At 56.3% G+C, this 25,477-nt stretch carries 17 protein-coding genes; 5 read left to right on the forward strand and 12 right to left on the reverse strand.

Features of this window, described 5'->3' with window-relative positions:
* Positions 1-355: 355 nt before the first annotated feature.
* The 5 genes from RB298_RS32030 to RB298_RS32050 all read right to left on the reverse strand — a co-directional run bounded on the left by RB298_RS32030 (position 356) and on the right by RB298_RS32050 (position 12,195).
* Entirely contained in the window at positions 356-6,943 is a 6,588-nt protein-coding gene (locus RB298_RS32030; RefSeq protein ID WP_486050349.1) for an invasin domain 3-containing protein, read from the reverse strand.
* Positions 6,944-7,214: 271 nt separating this feature from the next.
* A complete protein-coding gene (locus tag RB298_RS32035; RefSeq protein ID WP_486050351.1) occupies positions 7,215-8,432 on the reverse strand; it encodes a response regulator transcription factor in 1,218 nt (405 codons plus the stop codon).
* Positions 8,429-10,372, reverse strand: a complete 1,944-nt coding sequence (locus RB298_RS32040; protein ID WP_441007209.1) for a cache domain-containing sensor histidine kinase — start codon at positions 10,370-10,372, stop codon at positions 8,429-8,431. The genes RB298_RS32035 and RB298_RS32040 overlap by 4 nt, the downstream gene beginning before the upstream one ends.
* Positions 10,353-11,360: a substrate-binding domain-containing protein gene (locus RB298_RS32045; protein WP_486050353.1), complete on the reverse strand. Its 1,008-nt coding sequence runs from the start codon at positions 11,358-11,360 to the stop codon at positions 10,353-10,355. The genes RB298_RS32040 and RB298_RS32045 overlap by 20 nt, the downstream gene beginning before the upstream one ends.
* Positions 11,361-11,604: 244 nt before the next feature.
* Complete coding sequence (locus RB298_RS32050; protein ID WP_486050355.1) at positions 11,605-12,195, reverse strand: TetR/AcrR family transcriptional regulator; 591 nt, start codon at positions 12,193-12,195, stop codon at positions 11,605-11,607.
* A gap of 189 nt (positions 12,196-12,384) precedes the next feature.
* Here RB298_RS32050 and RB298_RS32055 point away from each other — a divergent pair, with 189 nt between their 5' ends.
* Both RB298_RS32055 and RB298_RS32060 read left to right on the forward strand, forming a co-directional pair.
* The gene (locus RB298_RS32055) at positions 12,385-13,095 is read left to right on the forward strand and encodes a futalosine hydrolase (RefSeq protein ID WP_486050357.1); all 711 of its coding nucleotides are present in this window, start codon (positions 12,385-12,387) and stop codon (positions 13,093-13,095) included.
* Entirely contained in the window at positions 13,092-13,949 is an 858-nt protein-coding gene (locus tag RB298_RS32060; protein ID WP_375120672.1) for a 1,4-dihydroxy-6-naphtoate synthase, read from the forward strand. The genes RB298_RS32055 and RB298_RS32060 overlap by 4 nt, the downstream gene beginning before the upstream one ends.
* A 216-nt stretch (positions 13,950-14,165) precedes the next feature.
* Here RB298_RS32060 and RB298_RS32065 read toward each other — a convergent pair whose 3' ends face one another.
* A complete protein-coding gene (locus RB298_RS32065) occupies positions 14,166-14,681 on the reverse strand; it encodes a mismatch-specific DNA-glycosylase (RefSeq protein WP_096775285.1) in 516 nt (171 codons plus the stop codon).
* 41 nt (positions 14,682-14,722) lie between these two features.
* On the reverse strand, positions 14,723-15,226 hold the full coding sequence (locus RB298_RS32070; RefSeq protein WP_375120673.1) for an LURP-one-related family protein: 504 nt from the start codon (positions 15,224-15,226) through the stop codon (positions 14,723-14,725).
* A gap of 154 nt (positions 15,227-15,380) precedes the next feature.
* On the opposite strand from RB298_RS32070, the gene RB298_RS32075 reads away from it, so the two are divergent.
* Positions 15,381-15,899, forward strand: a complete 519-nt coding sequence (locus RB298_RS32075; RefSeq protein WP_009591721.1) for an RNA polymerase sigma factor — start codon at positions 15,381-15,383, stop codon at positions 15,897-15,899.
* Positions 15,896-16,903 (forward strand): DUF4871 domain-containing protein, encoded by a 1,008-nt coding sequence (locus RB298_RS32080; RefSeq protein WP_375120674.1) that lies wholly within the window; start codon positions 15,896-15,898, stop codon positions 16,901-16,903. The genes RB298_RS32075 and RB298_RS32080 overlap by 4 nt, the downstream gene beginning before the upstream one ends.
* Positions 16,904-17,136: 233 nt before the next feature.
* Here RB298_RS32080 and RB298_RS32085 read toward each other — a convergent pair whose 3' ends face one another.
* Positions 17,137-18,018, reverse strand: a complete 882-nt coding sequence (locus RB298_RS32085; RefSeq protein ID WP_375120675.1) for a DUF6612 family protein — start codon at positions 18,016-18,018, stop codon at positions 17,137-17,139.
* Between the two features lie 125 nt (positions 18,019-18,143).
* On the opposite strand from RB298_RS32085, the gene RB298_RS32090 reads away from it, so the two are divergent.
* A complete protein-coding gene (locus RB298_RS32090; RefSeq protein WP_375120676.1) occupies positions 18,144-18,704 on the forward strand; it encodes an SLOG family protein in 561 nt (186 codons plus the stop codon).
* A gap of 16 nt (positions 18,705-18,720) precedes the next feature.
* On the opposite strand, the gene RB298_RS32095 is transcribed toward RB298_RS32090, so the two are convergent.
* The 4 genes from RB298_RS32095 to RB298_RS32110 all read right to left on the reverse strand — a co-directional run bounded on the left by RB298_RS32095 (position 18,721) and on the right by RB298_RS32110 (position 25,438).
* Positions 18,721-21,318 (reverse strand): TPM domain-containing protein, encoded by a 2,598-nt coding sequence (locus RB298_RS32095; protein ID WP_375120677.1) that lies wholly within the window; start codon positions 21,316-21,318, stop codon positions 18,721-18,723.
* Between the two features lie 185 nt (positions 21,319-21,503).
* The gene (ald, locus tag RB298_RS32100; protein ID WP_375120678.1) at positions 21,504-22,622 is read right to left on the reverse strand and encodes an alanine dehydrogenase; all 1,119 of its coding nucleotides are present in this window, start codon (positions 22,620-22,622) and stop codon (positions 21,504-21,506) included.
* A 291-nt stretch (positions 22,623-22,913) separates the two neighbouring features.
* A complete protein-coding gene (melA, locus tag RB298_RS32105) occupies positions 22,914-24,413 on the reverse strand; it encodes an alpha-glucosidase/alpha-galactosidase (protein ID WP_375120679.1) in 1,500 nt (499 codons plus the stop codon).
* Positions 24,414-24,520: 107 nt separating this feature from the next.
* A complete protein-coding gene (locus RB298_RS32110; RefSeq protein WP_486050363.1) occupies positions 24,521-25,438 on the reverse strand; it encodes an AraC family transcriptional regulator in 918 nt (305 codons plus the stop codon).
* Positions 25,439-25,477: the final 39 nt, after the last annotated feature.

The raw sequence follows: 25,477 nt of genomic DNA on the forward strand, positions 1-25,477 counted from the left end.
CCCCTTTCCGAAAAATGAAATCGAGAGCGCTTACAACCGAAGGTTCGAAAAGCCTCTCTGTACTAAAAAGGATACCTCCGTTCGGGTGGAGGGGTCTTTCCACGAAAACAACCTTTTTTATAATTTTCATACTTTTGTTGTTCGGCATTCTTGCGAGATGTGCACAATATGCTCCATGGGAACCGGCCCGAATGACTTTATCGTCGTCAAAAAGAGCCCCCGGTTTGTTGTTTGCCAACGAACCGGAGGCTCTCTCCATGCTGCGTATATCCGCACGCAACCAGATGTTCTCTTTCCATGCGTCCATGGAATTAAAAAGGCCGGCGGGCACTAACGCCCGCCGACCATACTGCGATCACATGCCCGATTGCAGCATTCTTGCCAGGATGGCCGCCGTTTCCGCGCGCGTAGCCGCCCGCTCCGGCGCCAGCATGTTCGCTTGGTCGCCCGTCAACAGTCCTGCCTGCGAAAGCCGGTTGACTGCCCCGCGAGCCCATGCTGCAAGCTTGACATCGTCGGCATATTGCAGCGGCGCTCCCTCGGCCTCCTTGCCAAGTCCGGTCGCTTCCATCGCCCTTGCGATCATGACGATCATTTCCTGACGGGTCACGGCCGCATCCGGACGGAAGCTGCCGTCCGCATACCCTTGGATCAATTCCGCCTTATAGGCGGCTTTAACGTCGGCTGCAAACCATCGGCCCGCCACGTCGTTGAACGAAGCAGGAACCGCGGCCGCTCCGCTCGGATGGATCCCCAGCATCCTGACCAGCATGGCGGCAAGCTCCGCCCGCGTGATGGAGCGGCCGGGCTCAAAACGGCCGCCCTCCGTCCCCTGCACGATGAGTTTGTTCGCGAGCAGTTCGGCGTCGGCTTTAGCCCAATGCCCGCTCATGTCGGTGAATGCGCGGCGCCTCTCCAGAACGGTATAGGTTCCCGATGCCTTCAAAGTGAGAAGGGCATTCTCGGCCGAAGCGAAACGGGCCGGAACGTGTTTCCATTGTCCGGCGGCTTCATCGAGGTAAGCTGCCGTCAAATACCGGCCGTCGGCCAAAATTCGCTCTGAAGGCGCGAAGGTTGCGGATAATCGGCCATCTGCCAGCGGCTGCGCCGTTCCGTCCGGCTTCCACGCGTTCAGCGACACGGAGAACGGCTTAAGCCGCATACTCGCTCCCGTTTTTCGCGAGAGCTCCACGAGTCTCGTCTCCGTCTCGTCATCGGCCGTTCTGATCGTGAGCCCGATGAAAGCCGCAGATAAATCCGATGGCAGCTCGCCAAGTTCAGCCAGTGAGAAGACTAATACGCCCTGCGGCGTGCGCCACTCCAACACCGCGCCGCTGACAAGCTCCTGCAGCCGCTCCACGACGGCAGGCTTCATGAGCAGCGACCATTCCTTCGTTCCGCCCCTCGTTTCAATCACGATGCGGCCTGAACTCAGTTGTTCGTGCTCGAGCGTGATCGTCCGGCCGGATTCCCCGTCGAGCACCAGATCGACGGTGAGACCGCGATCTTCCCCTGCGGGCGGTTTCACCCCGCCGGCATTGCCCGGCAGGCCGACGGCGTTGCCCGGGCTTCCGCCGGAACCAGGATCACCGCCTGAGTGAGCCGGCGGCAAAACGGCAACCTCGGCCGTGGTGCTTAAACCTTCGTAGGTCACGGTCATGGACGATTTCCCTGACCGGATGCCGTGCAGCCGGCCCGCTGCATTCAGGGATGCATAGCCTCTGTCTGCAAGACGGTATGCAGCTTCCGCGGTCACATCGGAGGACGTGCCGTCCGAGTAATGTGCAGTTACCCGGAGCTGGCGATATTCGCCCTCCCTCACTTCATACCGGGAAGCATCCAGGGTCAATCCGGTCGGCACGGCATAAACCGTGACGGGGGCGGCGGCTGTCAGCCTTCCGGCATCAGCCTCATAAACGGCCTGCATGACGGTACGCCCGGTACGAAGACCTGTGACATACCAGGAACCGTCCTCGGCCCGCGCCACCCGAATCAGCCCATCATCATATTGAAAGCGGGCATCTGCGGTTACGTCCGAGGTAGCATCCCCGTAAGTCACCTCGACGACCGTGCGCACCGATTCGCCGATTTGAAGTCGGTACGAGGGCGGCGTAAACCATATGCCGTCGGCAAAGGTCACCTGCACGCCATCCCGAATCGGCTCGCCGCCGATCCAGGCGCGAATGTCGGCCACTCCCGGCTCGGTTGAACGGACTTCCGCCGTATACACGCCGTTCTCGCGGTACGTGGCTTCCGTCACGGTGCCAAGCGTTGTTTCAAGCCGGATATCGGCCCCGCTCCCCGTGTTGTTGCCAAAGGCATCCCTCACCGAGATGGTAATCGTCGAGGCAGCAGAGCCGTTAGCCGGGATTGCCCCGCTGTCGGCGGACAGCTCCGATGCAGCGGCCGAAGCGGGACCCGGCAGAAATTCGACCTCCGCCGTGTCTGCGAGCTCGCTATCGTCCACGGATGCCGTAATGACGGCAATGCCGGCCTCGGTTGAGATCAGCGATGCCGTGTACCGCCCCTCGGCCTCGTATACGGCCGCGGAAACGGTGCCGATCGAGGAATGAATCCGAATGTCCGCGGGCCCGCCGTCATCCGGAACCGTATTGCCCGCGGCGTCCTTCAGCTGCACCGTAATCCGCGCGGATTGCTTGCCGTCGGCCGTCAGCCCGGTCCGGTCCGCATCCACCGTCGAGCGAAGCGCCGAAGGCTCGCCCGGCTCGAAGGATACCGTCACTGCCGAGGCGATCCGAATGCCGTCCAAGGTTCCGGCAATGACGGCTGTTCCGGCCCTATTCGATGAAACGCCGGCCGTGTAACGGCCATCCGCTTCGTACTTCGGCTCCGTCAGCAGGCCAAGCGTCGACGCCAGCTTAAGCTGGAGCGATCCGGCATCGGAGCGGAGCTCGTTTCCGTAAGCGTCCTTCAGCTGTACCGTCACGATTGAACGGCTTAGCCCGTCAGCGGTGACGACTGCCCGGTCGGCTGACAATATCGTTTGGTCCGCCGAAGCCGGGCCAGGCATGAACTGCACCGACGCCGTGTGCGCCAGCGGCAAATCGTTGATACTTCCCGTGATGACGGCCTCGCCTGCCGCCGTGCCGGCCGTCAATATGGACGTGTACGTACCGTCATGATGATCCGTCATCAATCCCAGCGTTCCGGCCGTCGTCTCCAGCAGGACCTTGTCGCCTCCTGCGGTCAACGCATTGCCGAAGGCATCCTTCAGCCGAATCGTGACAACCGTTGACGTGCTGCCGCCCACGGTGATTGCTTTGCTGTCCGTCTCGATGATCGATTCGGCCGCGGATGCCGCCCCGGCGAGAAGATCCACCGATACGGGGTGCTCCAACGGCACGCCGTTTACGGCACCCGATACGACGGCTGAACCGGAAACCGTACCGGCCGTCAGCATGGCTGAATACGTGCCGTCGCCATGGTCTTGAACGCTGCCCAACGTTCCGGCCGTCGTGGTTAACACGACCGTATCACCGCCCGTCTTCAATTCGTTGCCGAAGGCATCCTTCAGCTGCAGCGTCACGGTTGTTGTGCTGGCGCCGTCAGCCGGCATCGCCGGGGATGCTGCCGTCAGCAGCGATTCGCGCGCCGAAGCCGCTCCGGGCTCAAAATCAGCGGACGCGGTCTGCAATAGCTTCGCACCGTTCACCGTCGCGGTGATCGTTGCCGGACCGGCAACCGTCGGTGCCGTAAGCACGGCCGAGTATGTGCCGTCCCCATGATCCGTTACCGCTCCGATCGAGCCGGCGGTCGCGCTCAGGCTCACCCTGTCGCCGCCGGACGTCAGGTTGTTGCCGTGGACGTCCTTCAGCTGCACGGTCAGCGCCGTTGCGCTTGACCCGTCAGCCGGGAGCGCGGACGCCCCCGCTGTGAGGAGCGATGTTGCCGGGGAAGCGGCGCCCGGAACATACGCGATGTCCGCCGTCTGCGTGACGGTCTTGCCGTTCAGCTCGGCCCGGACGACGGCCTTGCCGGCAAGTGCCGAGCCGTTGACAAAACCCGACACCGTTGCGGTTCCGGCGGTCGTGGGCGCCGTCCAGGTCGCGCTGTACGTCCCGTCGCCGTGATCCGTTACCGCACTCAGGCTGCCTGCCGTAGCCGACAAGGTTACGGTACCGCCCGAAGCAGTCAAACGATTGCCATGCGTATCCTTCAGCTCCACGGTAACCCTGGTCGTGCCGGTTCCGTTAGCCGGTACGCTTGCGTTCGCGGCGCTGATCGTGGATGCCGACAGAGACACGGGGCCGGGCACGATGCTTACGTTCGTCGTTTGTGCAAGCCTCACGCCATTAACCGATGCCGATACGACCGACATGCCCGTTGCCGTCGGCGCCGTCAGCGTCGCGGTATACGTTCCGTTGCCTTGATCCGCGACGGAACCGATGGAGCCGAGGCTGGCCTGCATCGTCACGGCATCGCCGCCTGTCACGAGATCATTGCCTCGCGCATCCTTCAATTTTACGGTTAACGTCGTGGTCCCCGATCCGGCCTGGAGACTGCCTGAAGCAGAGTCAAGGCTGGACTTGTCTGCGGAGGCGGCCCCCGGGACGAACGAGACCACGGCCGTTTGTTTGATCAAAGAACCGTTCAAACTGGCCGATACTTCAGCGGTTCCGGTCATAGAGGCCGAGGTCAGCGTCGCGGTATAGGTGCCGTTGCCTTTGTCGGACACGGCCCCGATGGTGCCGCCGCTTGTGCTCATGGACACGGTACCTGCTGAAGCCGTCAACGCGTTGCCGTAGGCATCCCGGAGCCGTACCGTCAGCATCGTTTTACTGCTGCCGTCCGCAACGATCGAGACGGGAGCCGCTGACAGTTCCGAGGTTTGCGTGGACGCTCCCGCGGGAAGAATCTGAATCGCGGCCTTCTGCTGCATCGTCGCCCCGTTCACCGCGGCACTGACGGTCCCGCTGCCGGCGGCCGTGCCTGCCGTCAGCACAGCCGTATAGGTCCCGTCCCCATGGTCGGTTACCCTCCCGGCCGTGCCGTGCGAGGACTGGATCGTTACCGCGTCGCCTCCGGACACCAGCGGATTGCCGTGCGCATCCTTTAAGCGGACGGTCACCGCCGTGCTTCCGCTTCCGGCCGTGAGCGTGTTCTGCCCCAGGCTGATCGTGGATGCCGAAGCCGATGCGGCTCCCGGGACGAACGTGACCGCTGCCTTCTGCGCGATCGGCGTTCCGCCCAGCTCCGCCGTTACGGTTGCCGTACCGACGGAAACGGGCGCTTTCAGCTGTGCCGTGTACGTCCCGTTCTTCCGGTCCGTCACGCCGGACAGCGTACCGGCGGTCGTCTTCATTTGCACGGCACCGCCGCTCGTCGTCAACGGATTTCCTTTGCTATCCTTCAGCTGCACCGTCACGGTGGAGATACTGCTGCCGTCCGCCGGAATCGATGCCGGGCTCGCGGTGACCGTTGAAGTGACGGTCGAAGCGCCAAGCGGATTGAACTTCACCGTGCCGCTGGCGCTCATGGGATAACCGTTAATGATGCCCGTAATCGTTGCGGTTCCGGTCGTCTTGGACGACGTCAGTTCAGCCGTATACGTCCCGTCCCCGTGACCGGTGACCGGACCGAGCGTGCCCGCTGTCGTGTTAAGCTGAACGGTCCCTTCGCTCCTGCCGATGTTATAGTTGCTTCCTTCCTTGAGCGTTACGGTGACCGTCGTCTTGCTGGTCCCGTCCGCGTCGATGGAAGCGGGACTGGCGCTGATTTGCGTCCGGGCCGGATATACTTGCAGCGCAGACGTGTAATATACCAAAGGGCTGGCATCCGATATGCCCAGTTCTCCCCTGCTGGTCCAGCCTGCGCCCCATACGGTACCGTCCGCTTTAATCGCAAGGGCATGATTGTCGCCGGCAGCGAATAGATCTGCGTCGCCGAGCAGCTTTGTCGCGACTTGGAGGTTCCGGTTCTGCATGCCCCACCACCACAGGGTTCCGTCGCTTTTCAGAGCCATGCTCATGCGGCCGCCGCCGGATATCCGGACTACATTCGTAAGCGGCAAGGAACCTGCCTGCTGAACCTGAATCGCCGTGTTGGAAGAGGTCAGTCCCGGGTTGCCCAGGTTAAAATTCTCATTGTATCCCCAAGCCCAGACGGTTCCGTCTCCCTTCAGAGCCATGCCGCCCAATCGATTGCCTTGGATATCGTCAATGCCGGTTAAAGGCTGTCCGGCAGAATCGATCACCTGTACCGGATAGTCGGAGTCGGCCGTTGATCCGTTGCCCAGCGCTCCGAAGCCTCCGTAGCCCCAGGCCCATACCGTTCCGTCGTTCAGCAGCGCAACGGAATGATATTCGCCCGCCCCTATGGCCTTCACGTCGTTGAGATAAGATCCGCTTGACGCCTTGATGCGTACGGCCCGGGGATTGATGACGTCATAATAATCGGTAAGCGTGCCGCTCGAATTGGATCCCCACCCCCAAGCCGATCCGTCTTCCTTGATGGCCAGAACATGGTTGTAAGCCGCGGCGATGCTGCGTACATTCGTTAGCGGCCCGCCGCCGGACTCCGTTACCTGCACGGCACGATGCTGATTATCCGATGCACCGTTGCCGAGCGTCCCATAGACTCCCCTGCCCCAGGCCCATACGGTGCCGTCATTCAGCAGCGCGACCGAGAAATAGCCTCCGCCCGTCACGAACTTCGCGTTTCCCAGCGGCGTACCGTCGAATTTGGTCACCGGTACGGGTCGGAATGCATTATCCGTTGTGCCGTTGCCCAGTGCTCCCGCACTGTTGTCCCCCATCGTCCAAACCGTGCCGTCTCCGGCAATCAGCAAGGAATGAAGGTATCCCGCTCCGATTCCTTTGATGCCGGCGGGGGCCGCGGATGCGGCATGCGCCGGCTGCGGCAGATTCGGCATGATCATCAGGAATGCGAGCAGAAGCATCGCGATTTTTTTCAATCTGCGCAATGGAATCCCCCCTTCTTGAAATAAATAGTAAGTAAATAGCAAGGAATAGAGACTCTGGTGCATGTTGTCCATGATTCCACGGTCCTGACCGCCATTCTAGCAAAAAAGGATGTCAATAATAATTAACAAACGTTAACGATTCGACAAAAAATTTATCTCGAATGAGTCCCCCTCGGATTGCAAGAAAAAAAGCGGGGATTGCCATGGAACGCAATCACCGCTTCTAACGCTTCTTATCGCTACCTACCGTGGGCTCCGCTCTTCGTTTCGTCTATTCTTCCAGAACCGCCGCCCCTTTGCGGTACCGGTTCGGCGACACCCCCATCACCTTCTTAAAGGCCGTGCTGAAATAATGCTGGCTGTCATACCCCACCCGCTCCGCGATGTCCAGGATGCTCAGCTCGGTGGCGTTGAGCAGCTGGATCGCTTTCTGAATCCTCGTCTGGGTCATGAGCGTGATAAAGGACGTGCCCAGCTCTTTCTTTAGCGTCCGGCTCAGATAGACCGGCGATACCTGCAGGGCCTGGGCGAAAGATTCCAGCGTCAGCTCCCGAACGGCATACTGTTCCTGGATGAGCTGACGGGCACGCCGTACCAGCGGAGACAGCTGCGCCTCCTTGAATACCCCTTCCCGGCAAGCCTCGTAGGCGGCCGCAACCGCGCCGTCCGCCCCTTCAGAAACCGGCTCCAGATGTATGTTCACGGCCAGCTTCAAGTACTTCTGGATCAACTGCTCGGCATCGGCCGCAATCTCCGTATCCGCTTCTCCCCAGCAGCAAATGCCGATCCAGCCGGTATGGTCCCGGAACAAAACGCAGGGTGCGGGATGAAACAGCTCGGCGATTATATTTTCCATCGCGAACAGATACAGCTGGCGGTCGCTTTCCTTCATCAACGGCTGCGGAGCCGTCATCTCCGGCCATCTGGCGATGCCGATCCGGGTGGGACGGCAAGGCGGCAGTCCCAGGAACTCCAGCTGCTCGATCGCCTCCTCCTCATCCAGCAGGCCATGCATCCATTCGAGGCAGAACCGTTCCCGAAGCAGCGGAATGTTCTTCTCGATTTGCTCCGACGCCTTCTTCAGGTAGCTTTCCTGGATTTGATGGTCGTTCAGCTCATCCCGAACGCTGCTGAGCACCTGGATCAGATGCTCAGCATTCACCGGCTTCAAAATATAATCCTTTACCCCGAGCCGGATCGCTTCCTGCGCATAAGCAAATTCGTCATGGCCGGTAATAATGACGAACCGGCATGCGGGGCGTTCTTCCTTCATTCGCTTCATGAGCCCGATGCCGTCCAGGAACGGCATATTCATATCGACCAGCATAATGTCAATCGGCTGGCTGAGCGCAAGCTCCAGCGCTTCCTCGCCATCCTCCGCTTCGGCAGCCACTTCCATGCCGAGTGCCCCCCAGTCGACCGCATCCCGAATCCCTTCGCGGATAATCGGCTCATCGTCGGCAATCAAGACTTGATACGCTTTCTTCATCGTGAGTCTCTCCCATCATGATCGGAGGACGAAGGAACGGCATGCAGCAGCGGATGCGTAATCCGTACCGTGGTTCCCTCGTTCTCTATACTGTCAATCATAATTCCGTACGTCTCCCCGAACGTTAACTTGATACGGGCCTGCACATTCAGCATACCGTAGCTTCGGCTTGCACCCGGCCCTTCTTCGGGAGGCGCCTCCATGGCCGTTACCGGATCGGCAAGCTGCCTGCGAAGCGCCTCCAGCCGCTCCGCAGGCATACCTGCCCCGTCATCACGTACGGCAAGCACCAGCGCATTATCCTCAACTTGTGCTTGGATCCAGATTCGCCCCGGGCCTCTCCGGGCCTTAATGCCGTGGTATATCGCGTTCTCCACCATCGGCTGGAGGATAAGTTTCAGGACGTGCAATCTCTCGGCTTCAGGGGATAGCTCCATCTCAACCTGCAGCCGGTCGCGGTAACGCGTCTTCTGGATCTGCAGGTAACTGCTGATATGCGTCCATTCGTCGGACATGGGAATGATATCATCGCCTTTGCTGAGCCCGATCCGAAACAGCCGCGACAAGGATTCTACCAGATCCGATACGTCATCCGCCCCTTTCTTGCGGGCCATCCAATGGATCGTATCCAGCGTGTTGTACAGAAAATGCGGCTTAATATGCGCCTGCAGGCTGCGCAGCTCCGCTTCGCGCTTCTGCCTCTCCCGCAGCTCGCTCAGCTTCATCAGCTTGCGGATCTGCAGGAGCATGCGGTTAAAGCTGCGGCCGAGCATGCCCACCTCATCCTGCCGGTTTCCCCAGTAGCGGATCGTCAAATCCCCGGATTCGGCTTTTTGCATGAAGGACATAAGCTGCCAGATCGGCCTGGATATGGACTGCGAAAGCGTGTAGGACGCCGTAACCCCGAACAAGCACACTATAAACAAGAAACAGATCATATAAAAACGAATCTCCCGCACTTCATACACCGATTCGCTGGTTGGAAATACGCCGATCGTCCGCCAGCCGGTAAAGGAGGACGTGCCGTATATCAGTTGCAGCCGTTCCCCGTTCACCTCGCGGATCAAAGCGCCGCTCTCCTCTTCCGGAAACCACGATGGCGGAATGGACGGGATGATGGAATCCTCCGGGGTATAAATGCTCGAGCCGCCGGCCTCTGCCACCATCAAATATCCGCTTTTCCCGAGCGTGACATCCCGGACCGCCCTGGCAACCGCCCGCAGCTTCAAGTCGATCAATACCGCACCGGTCACTTCCCTCGTATCCGGATCCACAAACGAGCGTACGACCGACACCAGCTCCTCGTTGGCGTAATGAACGTGGGTGGTGACGTTACGGTCTGCCGGATGGCCGAGCACGGTAAAAATCCCTTCGTTTAAAACGGCCTCGCGGTACCATTCTTCCTCCGTCAAATTCGCCGGACTGCGCGCATACATTTCGTTACTGATATAGGCTCCTTCGCGATTGACCAGAAGAATGGAGGCGATTTCCGGATACAGCGTCGTGAAGCCTTGAAGGTATCGCTTAATCTCGTAATTTTCCTCATTATCCTGCTTGACCGGGGACGTTTGCGGGCGATAGGTTCCCGAAGGAACATCGGCTCCTGCCGCCGGCTTATCCCCCTGAATGTCCCCTTGCAGAAACCGTTCCGTGCGAGGGTCGAAGCCGATCAAATACGTAATGTTCTGCAAATTCTCCATATCATTGTCCAGGGTCTGGTTGACCTTTCCGATCAGTTGAATGGTATTCGAGGTTACCTGCTGGTCCACAATGCGGTTTACCGTCCAATTGACAAGAACGCCAAGGGCGATTGAAGGCAGGATCCCAACCATGAGGAACAGGATGACCAGCTTGTATCTCAGCGGCAAATCCCCGAACCGCAGCCAACGGGAAATGCCTTTGCGCCAGGATTCCACTCTGTTATTTCGCATAATAATCATTCACATTCTCTCGGGTCACAATCGAGATTCCGGTGTCCACCCTCACGGGAAGCGGCGACACGTCATTCCCGAGCGTCGGGGCCGGTACGGTAAGTCCGTGATGCAGGTGAAATAAATACTGCAAGGACCAGTAGCCCATATTCCAAGTACCCTGGGCGATCGTAGCCGCAATGGTTCCGTCGGAAATCCGGTCCAGCGTCCCCTTGTTCGTATCGAATCCAATGATGGTCACCCGGCCCGCCTTACCCGCGCCGATAACGGCATCCGCCGCGCCCATTCCGCCGCTGGCCTCCGTCACGAAGATCCCTTTGAGATCCGGGTGCTTGCCCAGCATGTCCGCCGCAGCCTCTTTGGCAACGAGGGTATCCCCTTTTCCTTCCCTGATCTCCACCACGGACATGGAAGGATATCTCTGCGCCAACGTGTCCCGGAAGCCCTCCGAGCGGTCGTCATGGTTCTGCTGCCCGGGCTGGGTCACAATTCCGATTTCGCCTTCCCTGCCGAGAAGCTGCGCCATCTTGTCCGCGGCCGCAACCCCTGCATTGTAATTGTTGGTTGCAAGAAAAGAATACGCTTTGCTGTCAGGTGCATCCGCATCGAACAGGACGACCGGAATCCCGGCATCCACGGCCTTATTGATCGTGGACGTCAGCGCCTTCGAATCGATGGCCGACAAGGCGATGCCGGCCGGACGCTTCGCGATGACCTGCTCCAGGACGGTAATCTGTTCCTCCACGTCATATTGCGTGGACCCGCGATAATCGACGGTTACGCCGAGCGCGTCCCCTCCATCCTCGAAGCCCTTCAATATATTTTTCCAATATTCCATCCCCGATTGAAATGTGACCATGACGTAATTCTCGCCCATGCCGCCGTGCAGCCCGCCTTCCTCCCAGGCCGAGGAGCGCTTGTCTTCCAGCCTGTACATGAACACATAGGTGAGAAAAGCCAATATAAGAGCGCCGTAAACCAGCATCATCTTCTTCATGAATGAGTCCCCCGATTCTTGATCCTTCGTGTGCCATCCACCAGTTGCAACCGGTTACATATCGTATAATGAATATACTGCAATTCTCTGAAAAAGATCAAACGTTTGCTAGAATTTGGCAGCGTTCAGCAGCAAAAAACAGGCTGTTCCAGGTTCCCCTTAACCATGTTCACAGCCTGTTTCTATGATTTCAAGCATCTGCATTTCGTTCCTGCATGAACGAGGCTTGGGTTGCCCGTACTGCTCACTTAGCCGGATAGATGCTAATGCCGTGCATAAATAAACTCACCACGTGACGCGCAAGATCCTCAGGAGTCCGCTTGCCTGTCAGCAGCTGCTGGGAGGTCAGCCTTTCGATGGCGCCGACCAGGCACTCCGCAACGATGTGCATGTCGGAATCACGGTCAAAGTACCCGTCCTGCTGCTCTCCCTTCAGATTTTGCTCGATCATGGCTGCCATTTCAGCCTTTGCGATGACGGAATCATCCCCGATGAAAAAACCGATTTGCGTCAAATCCGGGTCCTTGCCAAGAAACGTGAACAACCCCGTAAGCACGCCAAGCAAACGCCCGGTCACATGAGCCTCATCGATTCCGCTCTCCAACCGGCTTCCCTCGATCAGGCCTTTAAGCTCCGAACGAAATTTCTCCATCAGCTCCCTGAAAATCGCCTCTTTGCTCTCAAAATACAAATAGAATGACGGCTGCGTCAATCCTGCCCGGGAAACGATGGTGCTGATCTTGGTCTGATGGTATCCTGACTTCGCAAATTCATTGGCGGCAACAATCAGTAGTCTTGCCCGGCTTTCTTGTCCGTTCGCACCCTTCTTCCGCAAAGCTATCCAACCTCCGAATCTACCCATGATGTATGTATGCTAGTTACCCTTCATTATACTCTATATCGGAAAGTTGCTGCTACACATAAAGTGTCCCGCCTGAACCGAAGACTTTACATCGCCCCCGGAACGTTATAACGTAAAAGGGATGAGATGCTTAACGTTTCAGCCAAAAAGGAGATTACTCACATGCAGGAACATACCCAATCCAACTCGGTAGATACAATCGAGTCATATAGCTCGGCCCCGCATTCCTCCAAGCACGTGCTTATCGTCACGGCGGTTGATGCCGAAAAAGATGCCGTGTTGCGCGGACTAAACAATGCGTCCGGATTCGAGGTTATCGCGGGAGGAGTCGGTCCGGCGGCAACGGCGGCCGCGACTGCCCGCCGGTTGATGCAAGCCTCCTACGATTTCGTTGTCAGCGCAGGCATCGCCGGAGGTTTTGCTGGTCAAGCTGAGGTTGGCTCCATCGTCATTGCGGACCTCATCCTTGCGGCGGATCTCGGATCCGAAACCGAAGACGGCTTCAGCAGCGTTCAGGAGCTCGGCTTCGGAACGGATCGGATTCCGGTCGATGCTGCGGCGGCCGGCAAGCTCGTCGAGGCCTTGGAGGATGCCGGCGCCGCCGTGACCCATGGCCCCGTGCTGACCGTATCCACCACGACGGGAACGGCGGCGACGGCCGCCAGCCTTCTCCGCCGGGTGCCGAACGCCTGCGCCGAAGCGATGGAAGGTTTCGGCGTAGCCACCGCTGCCGCTGCAGCCGGGGTACCCGTGCTTGAGATCCGTACCATATCCAATCAGGTCGGTCCGCGGGACCGCGGCGCATGGAAGATCAAGGAGGCGCTGCAGGCGCTTGAGACAGCAAGTTCATTACTACCGGAGGTGCTACGATGAAAATCGCTTTTTCCCCTTGCCCCAACGACACATTTGTATTTCACGCCTGGGTTCACGGTCTTATTCCCGGTGCTCCCGAGCTTGATGTATCCTATGCGGATATCGATATCACCAATCATTGGGCGGCCGAGGATCGGGAACATGACATCTTGAAAATATCCTATGCCGCACTGCCCTGGGTGCTGGATGAATACGCCCTGCTGCCCTGCGGGGGAGCGCTCGGCCGCGGTTGCGGGCCTCTCGTTCTGACGGCGGACAAGCTGACCGACGGAAAGACCCCGGACAGTCCGGCAGCGCTGTCCGGCCGGCGAGTAGCCGTTCCGAGCGAGCGCTCCACGGCTTATCTGTTGTTTCGCCTGTGGGCCGCCCAAAACGTACCCGGGGGACTCGGCGAAATCGTGGTGATGCCGTTTGACCAGATCATGCCGGCTGTTCGCGACGGTGCCATCGATGCCGGGCTGGTCATTCACGAAGCGCGATTCACGTACCCGTCCTACGGATTGAAGCTGATGACCGATCTCGGCAGCTGGTGGGAATCCGATACGAATCTGCCGATCCCGCTGGGAGCGATCGTGGCCCGCAGGTCGCTGGATCTGGCCAGCATCTCGAACTGGATCCGCTCCTCGGTCGAATACGCCTGGGAACATCCCGGGGAATCCCGGGATTATGTCCTCCGGCACGCACAGGAAATGGACCCGGACGTCGCCGATGCCCACATTGACTTATATGTCAATCCATTTACCGCAGAGCTGGGCGAAGACGGCTATGCAGCAATTTCCGCCCTGCTGAACCGCGCAGCCGATGAAGGGCTCGTGCCGCGGATCGATCCCGCGCTGCTGAAACGTCCGGAATAGCCGGAAGATAACCATCTAACGACATCTTCTCTTGAAAGACCGACTGCATGGCAGCGGAAGTCTTTCCAGCGAGAGTAGGAGGGGCTCCCTCCGAAGTCAATACTATATTTCTCTAAAAATAGAGGAACGCCCCTGAGCCCGGTCAACCGTGTCCGGCTTCTCTTTTGGCGTTCCTCTTTTTCCTGCCTGCGAATCGTTTCATCCGAACTTTCCAAGTCAGAACTCGTTCCTCGATATCCAATCATGCAGCTGCCTGTAAATTCCGATAATTTCATCCATGGGCATCCTCACCAGCCCGCTGGACGATGGAGCTACAAACTCATGGACGCCGTCTACGACGGAGTCCGGCTGGATTCCCCAGTCCGCCTTGGCCTTGCCGCTGTATTCGGTATACACGCCCTTGCCGACAAAACAGGCAACCTCCGGTCTGTATTCCTCCAGCTTCTTCCGCAGCGTCTCTCTTCCGAGCCTATACTCTTCGCGGGTAATGTCTTCCGCGCCCCGGGTGGGCCTGGCTACAATATTGGTGAATCCATAACCCAGTTTAAGCAATTCCCCGTCCTCTGCGGCTTCATATAAACGTGGAGTCAAACCGGACTTATGCAGGATCCTCCAAAAATTGTTGCGCGGGTTTGCATAATGGTGCCCCACTTCGCCCGATCGCAGACTCGGGTTAAAGCCGATAAATACAAGGGTTAATCCATAATCCAGATGATCGCTGACTTCGTCCAAGCTTGATTCCTCCTCATCATCTAATCTGGGTTCCCTTAAGTTTAATGAGAGCTCGATGCGGCGGCGCTGTTGTTGCGTTTGCGTATTTGGTGAATGCCCATCACGACGGCAACGAGCTCCCAGTCATCGAGAACATCGCTCTCATTCTGCAGCTGATAGGCTCCGGCTTGGAGCCAGCCGCTAATGCGGGAAAATTGCGCGATGATCCTTCCGGTCTCATCCGTTATTTCATATTCATTGGAAAAGGCAGGCGAAGTGATCTCATACACGCCACGCGCCCCCGCATCGTATTCGAATTTTTTCGTAAAGAAACTCATCCGCATGCGCAGCAGACCCAGTTCTTCCCCATTGCCGCCCGTGATATTCCATTTGTTCGAGAAGAATCGGAACGAGCCGCTGCATACGGTCTCTCCCCCGGCGTTATACACGTCCAGCGAGGAGCCGAAAGCGCTCTTCAAGTCCAAGCTTCCTATTACACGGCCTTCCCTATCCATAATATCTGTTATCCCCGAGCTAAAAAAGTTATCCTTAAAATACAAATGCATGCCCCTGCTCCCCTTCCTCGATTTCCTGCATCCCTGTTATTCATACAACGATTTGCAGGTTAAATTGTTTCAAATTTTTGCGGGAAATTCGGGAACCGATCCATGTTTCGATTGTCTAATATTCGAGGTGATGCTATTGGAGACCCTTAAATCTATGGTAGCCGTGAATGATCCAAGCACGCTGCTGAGCGGCTGGATGGAGTCCTTCGGCCAGGACGTGTGGAACTATGCGTTCTTCTTAACGAAACGCAAAGATGCGGCGGACGATATCAGTCAGGACGTGTTCCTTAGGGCTTATAAGCACTGGAATGATTTTGAGGGCCGAAGCTCGGTCAGAACGTGGCTGTTAACCATCACCCGCAATCTTTCCCTGAACTATCTCAAATCCTCCTTCATGACAAGGGTGTCTTTAACCGGCTGGATCACCTCCAAGCAGACCGAGCCTTCCGCGGAAAAAGAGTTCATGGATGCTGCGGCCGTCTCGCAGATCTGGAAATGCGTGATGGAGCTGCCGCCCAAATACCGGGAAGTGCTGATCCTGGAATTCCACTATCAGCTGCCGCGAAAAGAAATGGCCCAGCTGCTCGGCCTATCCGAAGGAACGATCAAGTCCAGACTGCACCGGGCGCGCGCCCGGATGGAAACGATGTTGAAAGGAGCGGATATCCCATGAAAACCGAACAAGAGCCGCAGCCGGATTGGATGCAGGAGCTTGCTTCCCCTCCGTTCAACGAGCCGATGTTCACCGCGAAGATGAAATCCGATGTATCGCAGAGCGCCGCAAACGGCGTCATAAGCCGTAAACGACGAAGAGCTCCAGCGCGTCTTATCAGCATGACCGCGGGCGTATTGGCGCTGCTTCTCATAGCGGCGGTATGGGGATGGCGCGAGTCCCCTGCGCTTCAACGGATGATCCCCATCCAGGGCTGGGGATACGCTGCCAAGTGGACTCCCCGAAGCGTATACACGGTGGATGGCGTGGATAAACTTCAGGTTTTTCCGGGCGGGGAAGCTGCCGCGGGCTCTCCGGCCGGAGCCTGGTGGAATTTATTAACCCCGATCCAAGAGCTTGAAGGGAAAACGATCAGCATATCCGCCGTTCACCGAGATACGGGAACTATCATCGAGGAGCTTGCCGAGACCAAGATTACCTCCGATATGGCTTACAATGAATTAACGCGAGTTTCTTCCCGCTTCGCTCTGCCGCTTTCCGGTTTATGGCGTTTCGACGTGATGGTGGATCATGAGAAATACGGCGATATCGTTATTGATGTGCCGGATAGCAGCTGGGAGCCGAGCCCGAACTTCGTTTCGGCTGCTTCTGAAGACCAGGCGATGCTGTCCTCCCAGTTTCCTCCCACTGAAATGACCGGCATTAAGGGACATCTCGGCTTTATTGATCCTGGGTTTATCGCAGGTCATCCCAATAAATACATGTGGCACTTTTGGGGAAGCAAGGAAGAATTAACGGGGGATCTGGTCATCACTGCCGTGAAACAAAATTCGTCCGAAATCATCGATGTATTTAAATCTCGCGTCGCTCCTTATCCTCATAACGGTGCCGATGCCTCATTGCCGACAACGATGTCACTTCCTTCGCCTGGACTTTGGCGCATTATGGTCTCGATCGACGGTCAATTGTTCGGCAGCGTCATCGTCGAAGTTGCTAAACCTTAAATTTGGCGATGCCGCAAGATATATGAGCCGCAGACCGTTAACACAAGCACGCATCATGGCAAGCCTCTTGCAATCATGGAGGAAACCGCTGCCTTGACCCTGCCGTTGAGATGAAACGAATTTCATTAAATAAGGCTGCCCCGGTCCGTAGAACATCTACGGAGAACCGGGGCAGCCTTTTTCAAGAGGAATATGACGGTTCATATTCCTCTTGTTCCATCAGCCGAGATGCATTATTTCGCTTCCAATGCTTCCTTCGGCACTTCGATTTTGCTGATTTCGTTATGCTTGGAGTATGCGCTCTTCATTTTCATATCCAAGGATACCTTCTGACCCTCGGCTTCCATTGCCATCACCATGTCCAAATCCGTTGTTACAGGCAGGTAAGATTCCTTCTGCACGCCATAAGTAATATGAATGCTCTTGATATCCATTTGGTCCATCATGGCTTCCATCTGCGGATCGTTGCCCGCTTGGCTCATCATAGACTTGGCAAGCTCCTTCAGATTGTCGCCGGAGACATCCGCCGTCAGGACGTATGCGTCTCCGTCCTCCGTTACTTTGAAGTCCTTAGCGAGGGTCTTGAATTGCTCTACCTGCTGCTCAGGACTCGCGCTGCTCGGATCCAGGCTGTCGCGGATCTCCTGCTCCGATTCCTTCGGAACCTGCATCCATTGACCATCCATAAGCATGTAAATGCCGTCTTCCGTTATATACTGCTTCATCTCGACCTTGCCTTCCGGCGAATCCATCACGACGTTCTGCATCATCTCCACCGGCTCGAGCGTAAGCTCCGAATCGAGCGACATATCAACGTTTTGCTCCTGTTTCTCTGCGCCTTCAACAACGATGTGCTGCTTGACATCGGCTTTCATGGCAAAGCTCTTCAAGTTTTTCGAAGCTTCGGCCGATTTTTGAAGAAGCTCGTCAGCGGTCGGCAAAGCCTCCTCCTTCGGCTCTTCTTTAGCCGGCGGCGTCTCTGCCGGAGTCGTCGTCCCTTGTTCCGCTGCAGGCGGTGTTGCTGCGGCATCATCTGCTGCTTTGTTGTCTTTGCCGCATGCCGTCATGCTCATTACCAAAATTGCCCCTAGTAATACTGCTGTCCACTTCTTCAATCCAATTTCCTCCTAAAATATGTATTCCGGATTACTTACCCATTCTATACGATTTGTAACATCCGTTGATCAAAATTTCCGAAAAAGGTACACTAGACCTAATTCTGTTCAGGAGGCGTGCTCGATTGGAAAACATTCTGATTACCGGATATCGAGCCCATGAGCTCGGTATTTACAATAACAAACATCAAGGCATTCCTTATATACGCAAAGCGATCGCCAATCGTCTGGTTCCCCTTCTGGAAGAAGGCCTCCAGTGGGTAATCACCCCCGGCCAATACGGCGTGGACCTGTGGGCCATTGAGGTGGCAATAGAACTAAAGTCCCATTACCCTCACCTGAAATGCTCCATTTTGACGGCGTACCAGAATCCCGAAGAACAATGGAACGATGATAAAAAAGCTTATTTTCAGGAAGTCATGAAGGGGGTAGACTTCTATGCGCCGGTCAGCAAGGGTCCATACCAGGGGCCATGGCAGTTCACGGCCAGAGACGATTTGCTCCTCCGCAAAACCGATGGCATTCTGCTCGTGTATGACGAAGACGGCGGGGAAGCCAGTCCCAGGTTCATCAAAGAACGCGCGCTGAAGAGGCAGGCCGCGGACGGCTACCGCTTCATCAGCATCGGTTCCGAGGAAATACAAGCGGTTGCCGACGAAGAGAGCATGTCGCAGGATGATTACTAGGTCGACTGCCCTCCGGTTACCACTTCGATCCACCGGAGGAATTGTTATTGTCCCAGCTTGATCCGCCGGACGAATTTCCGGATGACGAATCCCCCCAGCCGGAACCACCCGAGGAATGCGAGGAACCGGAGGAGCTTCCCCAGCTGGAGCCCGATGACCGGCTGCTGTTCTGCGCTGCCGCTTTGCGGGCGTCCGCCGCGGCTCTTCTCGCTTGATCGGCCGCTCTTTGGAGCTGCTGGGCCGCCCTGCGCTGCTGCTCCAGCATTTCCTGATGGCGAATCTCCCTTTCTACCCGATCGATATATTCCGCGGTATTCAACAGTTCATGCGAGGCTTCCGCATACATCCCCTGCTCAAACAACTGCTCGACTCGAAGCCGATAAGACTTGTAATTTTTCTTGAATCCCCTGCTGGCCTTCCGCGAAACTTGTTTGAAACGCTGCTCGATCTGAACGGATAATCGTTCGGCTTCCTCCTTCTGACGTACAATGTCTTGGACCCCGTAGGCAAAATGCTCGGCATCGTGGGTACAGCTCCTCGCTGCGCTCTCCAGATAATCCAGATCATACAACGGGGATGAGAGCGCATCGCCCACGGTCTGTACATTTCTCCAAAATGAATCAGGCAGCCCTAACAGAAGCGAGTGGTTGCTCGTGACGACGTTATGAATCTGCAGGGTCTTCTGCTGACTGACAAACACTTCTTGAGCTGCTGCCAATTCACGGCGTACAGCCTGCAGCCGATCATCCAGGCCTTCCAGCGTTTCCTTCATTTCCCGTACCCATTGCAGCACGCGGGCCATCGTCATCGATTCGTTCTCAATGATCTCGCTCGCCTCTTCGAACTCCTGCACCTCGTCGTGCGTCAAGCGTTCGGCCTCCGGAAGTTTACCGTCCGCCATGCGGACCTCCTGCGATTCCTTCGCCAAAGCCTGCTCCCAGCTTTGCCAATGTCTCGGTACATACTGGCTTCTGCAATGATTCAGCATCGATTGCAGCACGGAGCTTTCGTTATGAAATTGTTGTATTTGCCCATACAACCGATCCAGATCGTTTCGATTCTGCCTTCTCAGCTCCGCCTGCCGTCTAGTCATGCCCAGCGCCTCTTTCAGCATAGCGTGCGCACGTTCCGAAGACTTGCGGACTTCCCCCATTTTCCCTTGACGGAGATAATTTTCCAGTTGGTTCATCTGCTCCCGGGCATCATCCAGCCGCTCAAAAGGCCGGACCTTGATCCGATACAACTGGTGGGTTTCTATGATCTTAACAATCTCGGCGCGAATAGCCGCCGACTGATCCGAAAATTCATGAGCTTTCTTAACATAAACAGCCACGTCTTCGATGTTGCTCTTGCTCATGGAGTGCTTCTGCTCGGCTGCCTTTAGAACCTCCTGCGCCTCCAGCGGGTCAAACAGCTGAAGCTCGACGGCGCGCTGAATATCTTGTTCCAGCCCTTCAAACTCTTGATACAAGATCGGGAAGGGATATCCCGTATCGGCTGCCGTCCGGTCAAGGGTTTGCTTAAGCACCGTGTAATCCGCGTGCAGCTCCGTGGTTCTCCCTTTCGCCGTTTTATCGGCATGCTCGATGACGGTAATCCGGTTATCTTCGGCCTTGATCCCATGCTCCAGCCGATCGGCGATTTTCGAAAACCGCTGGAAGGCTTCATCCATGGAAGCATAACGCAGGATGAAAATCCGGGTCTCCTGCAGCTCGGTTTTACTCTCTGCGGCAGCCACCATAAACTCGGACAAACGATCTGCGATTTCCTGCACCGCTCTGCCTGTCTTGCCTTGAGCAATCCCCTGATAGGCGCCTACCTTCTCGAGACTTGCGTTGCATTTGACCAGCAATTCAGCGAACTGCTCCGAAATCATGGACAATTTGCGCTTTTTAAGGTAACCCCTGATCAACATAAAGATCAGCGTGATTCCCAATCCCCCAGCAACCATTTCGATCCATGGGAGCTTCGGAAACTCGATCTTCAGAGGAGCGGCGGTATCTGCCGTGGACGTTGACCGGGTTGTTTCATCCGTGGATTTGACGCTCCCCTTGTTCTCGGGTGCCGGTGATACCGCCTCGGCCTTATGATCATCTCCCTGAACAGGATCTTCACCGACGGGCAGAGCTGCCAGGCGATGGACCTGGTGGATCATGCTCGCGCTGGCCTTCGAGAAACTTCCCTCCTTCGCATGCGGTATGAAATAAGCGTCCAGCATGGCGGTTATGGCGGAACTGCCGGTACCCTTCCCCTTATTGCTGCTCCATTCGTCGATGGCTTGCTGCAGCCGCGGATTGTTAAAATTGAATTCCACGCTCCGGTCTCCCGAAGAGATCAGCAGCAAAACATCCGCCGTGCCCAAATTCCATGCATCGTACGCTGCATTGGCATAATCCGTCGGACTTTGACCTTCCAAACTCGGAACCGTCAAAACAAAGACACGGATCTGCTCCCCTTTGGCGATTTTACTCAAATACTGCCGCTGCGACGAATCAAACAGGCCGGCCGTATCTCGCACCAGCCCAAGTTTGGACGGAATACCCGCAGCCCATACCGATGTGCCGGTCCCTATGATCAGAACCAGCAAAACAATCAACCATCGCATACGTTTCATTTCAAGCCTTCTCCCCCATTCGCTACAAACAAAAAACCTTTCTATATATATCGGATATTCAGGCCAACATAAAAAGCCATCTTTCAATTTTGCTCACGCTGGCTAAATCGTTCGCCCCCAAGATTTACGCAATAAACCTTGGTATCGTGTCAAATTTTTGAAAAATGGCTCTTTTCATGTTTTCTCTATGCCAGCAGATAGTCGTCAATGCTGGTATGCGCATAACCATGAGCTGCCGCCACGGCTTCATAGGTCACTTTGCCTCCGATGACATTGATGCCCTTGGCCAGCGCCTTGTCATGGCGGGCGGCAGACCGGATTCCGTTGCTTGCTATTTTCAACCCGTAGGGTGCCGTTACATTGGTCAATGCCATGGTGGAGGTACGGGCTACGGCGCCCGGCATATTGGCAACGGCATAGTGGATGACGCCATGTTTTTCATAGGTCGGATGATCATGGGTGGTGATCCGGTCGATCGTCTCGATCGAGCCTCCTTGATCAATTGCCACGTCCACGATGACCGATCCCGGGCTCATCTCTTTCACCATCTCTTCCGTGACGAGGCGCGGAGCCCGGGCGCCGGGAATCAACACCGCACCCACGACGAGATCGGCGGCCTTAACCGTTTCCGCAATGTGATACGGATCGGACATGATCGTTTTGACCCGCCCTTGGAAGAGATCATCCAGCTGTCGAAGCCGGACGGGATTAATATCAAGAATGCTGACGTCCGCACCGAGTCCCAGCGCAATTCGTGCCGCATTGGTGCCGACGATGCCGCCCCCGATGACGGCGACCTTGCCCGGAGCTACCCCCGGGACGCCGCTTAGCAGCACGCCTTTGCCGCCATGCGCCTTCTCCAGGAAATGCGCCCCGATCTGAATGGACATTCTTCCCGCCACTTCGCTCATCGGGGTCAGCAGCGGCAAGCTGCCGTCCGCCAGCTGTATCGTTTCATAAGCAACGGCGCTCACCTTGCGGTCCACCAGCGCTTTGGTCAGCTCCGGTTCGGGGGCCAGGTGCAGGTAAGTGTATAGAATCATTTCCTCCTGGAAGTAGTCATATTCCTCCTGCAGGGGTTCCTTTACCTTCACCACCATCTCGGCTTTCCAAGCCTCCGCGGCCGTTGCGACCACTTTGGCTCCGGCCGCCTCATAATCTTCATCGGTAAAACCGATCCCCAGACCGGCTCCGGATTGGACATGCACTTCATGCCCGGCATTCTTGAAACTGATAACGGTACCCGGCGTCATGCCTACGCGGTTTTCGTTATTTTTGATTTCTTTGGGAACCCCAATAATCATTCCCATGCCTCCTTCGTGGTCAGCTTTGCCTATCTAATTGCATTGTACCCATTTTTACCCAAACTGTGTACCTGTCTAAGGTCAGGGATTGTCCATCCGAATTTTTATCTATATATCCGTAGTATATGCCGGTACAAGAGGAACGGCATGCAAAAAAATCACTCCCGGCAGACGGATTATAACGGATTTTTGTCCGTTATACCATCCTCTGCCAGAAGTGATACCATATTTGCGTATACATGAAAGACTTGCCTTGTAATCTCTGATTGCCTTCGCTGATGTGCAATCGGCTTACACTTTTTCGCGATCTTTCCCTTTATCGGATTCACCTGCGTTTTTATTCGCTTTCTCCCGATCGAGCTGCATCTCCTCCACCGTTTTCACCTTGAGTCTGGCTGCGCCTTCATACGAGCGGGTCGGGATCAGATTGCCGGCCGCCAGGCGTTCCTTCGCCTCGGCGATCGAAGCCGAATACTGAGGAAGCCATGCTTCACCGGCTACCAGCATTTCATCAACCAGCTGCCAGATTTCCTTCGGATTGCATACCGCACCGACCAGCGGATCCATCATAAACGCCTGCCGAAGCAGCTTGTCGTCTCCATGAACCGCCGCTTCAACCGCCAGCCGTTGAACGGATATGCTTACGCTGCATACGGCAGCCGGGCCAAGAGGCAAATTCCCGACAAGCGGCATGGAAATGCCGTTGCGGTCAACGTATCCCGGCGCTTCGATGACGGCATCCACCGGCAGGTTGGCGATGATGCCTTCATTCACCACATTAAAGTGTCCACGGTATACCCTGCCGGTCTCCAAGCCTTCAATGATGTAGGAGCCGTGCTCCTCTCCCCGGTGCTCCGGCTTGAATTCCATTGCCGGATCCTTCATCCAGTTCGGGAAATCGGTCTCGAACCAGTTGCGCCCCTCGGTGCAAACTCGCAAATATCCGCCCGTCTCTCCGTTGATCCAGCTGCTGAGATCAATCCACTCCGTAATTTCCTCCGGCCGTTTGCGGTACCAAGGCACGTATTCGCTTAGATGGCCGTTGGATTCGGTGCTGTAATATCCGAAACGCCGGAGCATATCGATGCGGACCTTCTCCGTTCTGCTGTACTCCGGATGGCGCTCGAACGCCTCCAGCAGCCCGGCCGTCAAGTCCTTGCCTTGATGCGAAGCTTGAATATACCAGGTCTGATGATTGATGCCGGCACAGACAATATCGACGTCCTGTTTCTTTAAACCGTAAACCTCGGCAATCTGGTGGTGCCCATGCTGCACGCCATGGCATAAACCCACCGTCCGCACGCCTCCATACCGATTGCATGCCCATGTCAGCATGGCCATCGGATTCGAGTAATTCAGCAGCAGGACATCGGGCGCGCACACCTCGCGAATATCCCGGCAGATGTTCAGCATCTCGGGGATTCCCCGCTGGCCGTACATGATGCCTCCTGCGCAGAGCGTGTCGCCCACGCACTGATCGATGCCGTATTTCAGCGGAATGTCCACATCCGTGCGGAATGCCTCCAGACCGCCCACGCGGATGGTGCAAATGACGTATTTGGCATCCTGCAGTGCCTGCCTTCGATCCGTGGTGGACTGGATCGCAATCGACAGCCCGTTCTCATTTATGTCCCGCTGACATAATTCCGTGACCATCTCCAGGTTATGCTGGCTGATGTCGGTGAAAGCGACCTCGATATCCCGGAACTCCGGTACGGTCAGCAAATCGCGCAGAATCCCCCGGGTAAAGCCGATGCTTCCCGCTCCGATAAAAGCAACCTTAAATGACATTTCATCCTCTCCTAAGCTACTAATTAGATTGTACCCATTGTAGCAATGGAGGGACGGTAAGCGTTATCAAAATCATGACCTCTTGGACCCTTCGGAGTCAAAAATCCTCACTTCTTATCTTCAACATCGTCTTCACCGTAGTTCCAGGCATTCCGGTCTTTCCGAAGACGATATTCCACCGGCGTGCTGCCCGTATACTTCTTGAATAACATATGAAAATACTGCCTGCTGCCCACACCCACATAATCCGATATTTCATGGATGGGGATGTCCGTCTGCTCCAGCAGCATCTTGGCCTTTTCCATTCGGATCGTTGTCAGGTACTCGGTTATCGTCCTGCCTGTCCCTCTGCGGAATACCCGGTGCAAATAACCGGGATGCAGATTCACTTCCGCGGCTACGTCCTTCACCTGAATCTGGCGGTCATAATTCTGATGTAAATAATCGACGCTGCGTTTAATATAGAAGTCGCTCTGCTGCATGTCGCTGCGTTCTCTTTCTTCATACAAACGGGCGATGCATACAAGCAGCTGTATAAACAGCGCATGCGTCATCATCCTGCCGTCAGTACCTCTCTGATCGAGCTCAAGCACAAGGCTTTTCAGCACCGGATATACCTCCTCCTGATCAGCCAGCACCAAATAGCGGAACGGCCGCTTCAAGAGAAAAGATACCTCTTCTTCTTCTCCGACGATATGCCTTAAAGATGGCGCCTTCCCTTCACTTTCCATAAAACCGAATTCCACGTTCAGCATTCGGCATGAGGCGGCCTGATCCACGATTAACCGATGCGGAACACCGGCATCCAGCACCATGAACTCCCCTTTCTTCAAAATGACGCTCTTCTCCGTATCGCCTGCCTTCAGGTCAATCCGGCATACTCCGGAAATCATATACATGATTTCGGTTGAATCATGCTGATGGTAGGGCATTTCATAATTCATCCACTGTTTATAATAATAGGCATAGAAGCGCGGGACATAATCCCCCTCTTCCAGCATTTGCTGAAACAAGCTGCCGTTCACAACCACTCCTCCTCCCCTTTGTCATAAGCAGAACAGCAT

Source organism: Priestia sp. BR_2 (assembly GCF_041954005.1).
GTDB lineage: Bacteria > Bacillota > Bacilli > Paenibacillales > Paenibacillaceae > Paenibacillus_AQ > Paenibacillus_AQ lautus_A.

Coding starts and splice junctions, on each gene's coding strand:
- RB298_RS32035 (WP_486050351.1), bottom strand. CDS start 8,432: ATGAAGAAAGCGTATCAAGTCTTGATTGCCGACGATGAGCCGATTATC.
- RB298_RS32040 (WP_441007209.1), bottom strand. CDS start 10,372: ATGATTATTATGCGAAATAACAGAGTGGAATCCTGGCGCAAAGGCATT.
- RB298_RS32045 (WP_486050353.1), bottom strand. CDS start 11,360: ATGAAGAAGATGATGCTGGTTTACGGCGCTCTTATATTGGCTTTTCTC.
- RB298_RS32055 (WP_486050357.1), top strand. CDS start 12,385: ATGCAGGAACATACCCAATCCAACTCGGTAGATACAATCGAGTCATAT.
- RB298_RS32060 (WP_375120672.1), top strand. CDS start 13,092: ATGAAAATCGCTTTTTCCCCTTGCCCCAACGACACATTTGTATTTCAC.
- RB298_RS32070 (WP_375120673.1), bottom strand. CDS start 15,226: ATGCATTTGTATTTTAAGGATAACTTTTTTAGCTCGGGGATAACAGAT.
- RB298_RS32075 (WP_009591721.1), top strand. CDS start 15,381: ATGGTAGCCGTGAATGATCCAAGCACGCTGCTGAGCGGCTGGATGGAG.
- RB298_RS32080 (WP_375120674.1), top strand. CDS start 15,896: ATGAAAACCGAACAAGAGCCGCAGCCGGATTGGATGCAGGAGCTTGCT.
- RB298_RS32095 (WP_375120677.1), bottom strand. CDS start 21,318: ATGAAACGTATGCGATGGTTGATTGTTTTGCTGGTTCTGATCATAGGG.
- ald (WP_375120678.1), bottom strand. CDS start 22,622: ATGATTATTGGGGTTCCCAAAGAAATCAAAAATAACGAAAACCGCGTA.
- melA (WP_375120679.1), bottom strand. CDS start 24,413: ATGTCATTTAAGGTTGCTTTTATCGGAGCGGGAAGCATCGGCTTTACC.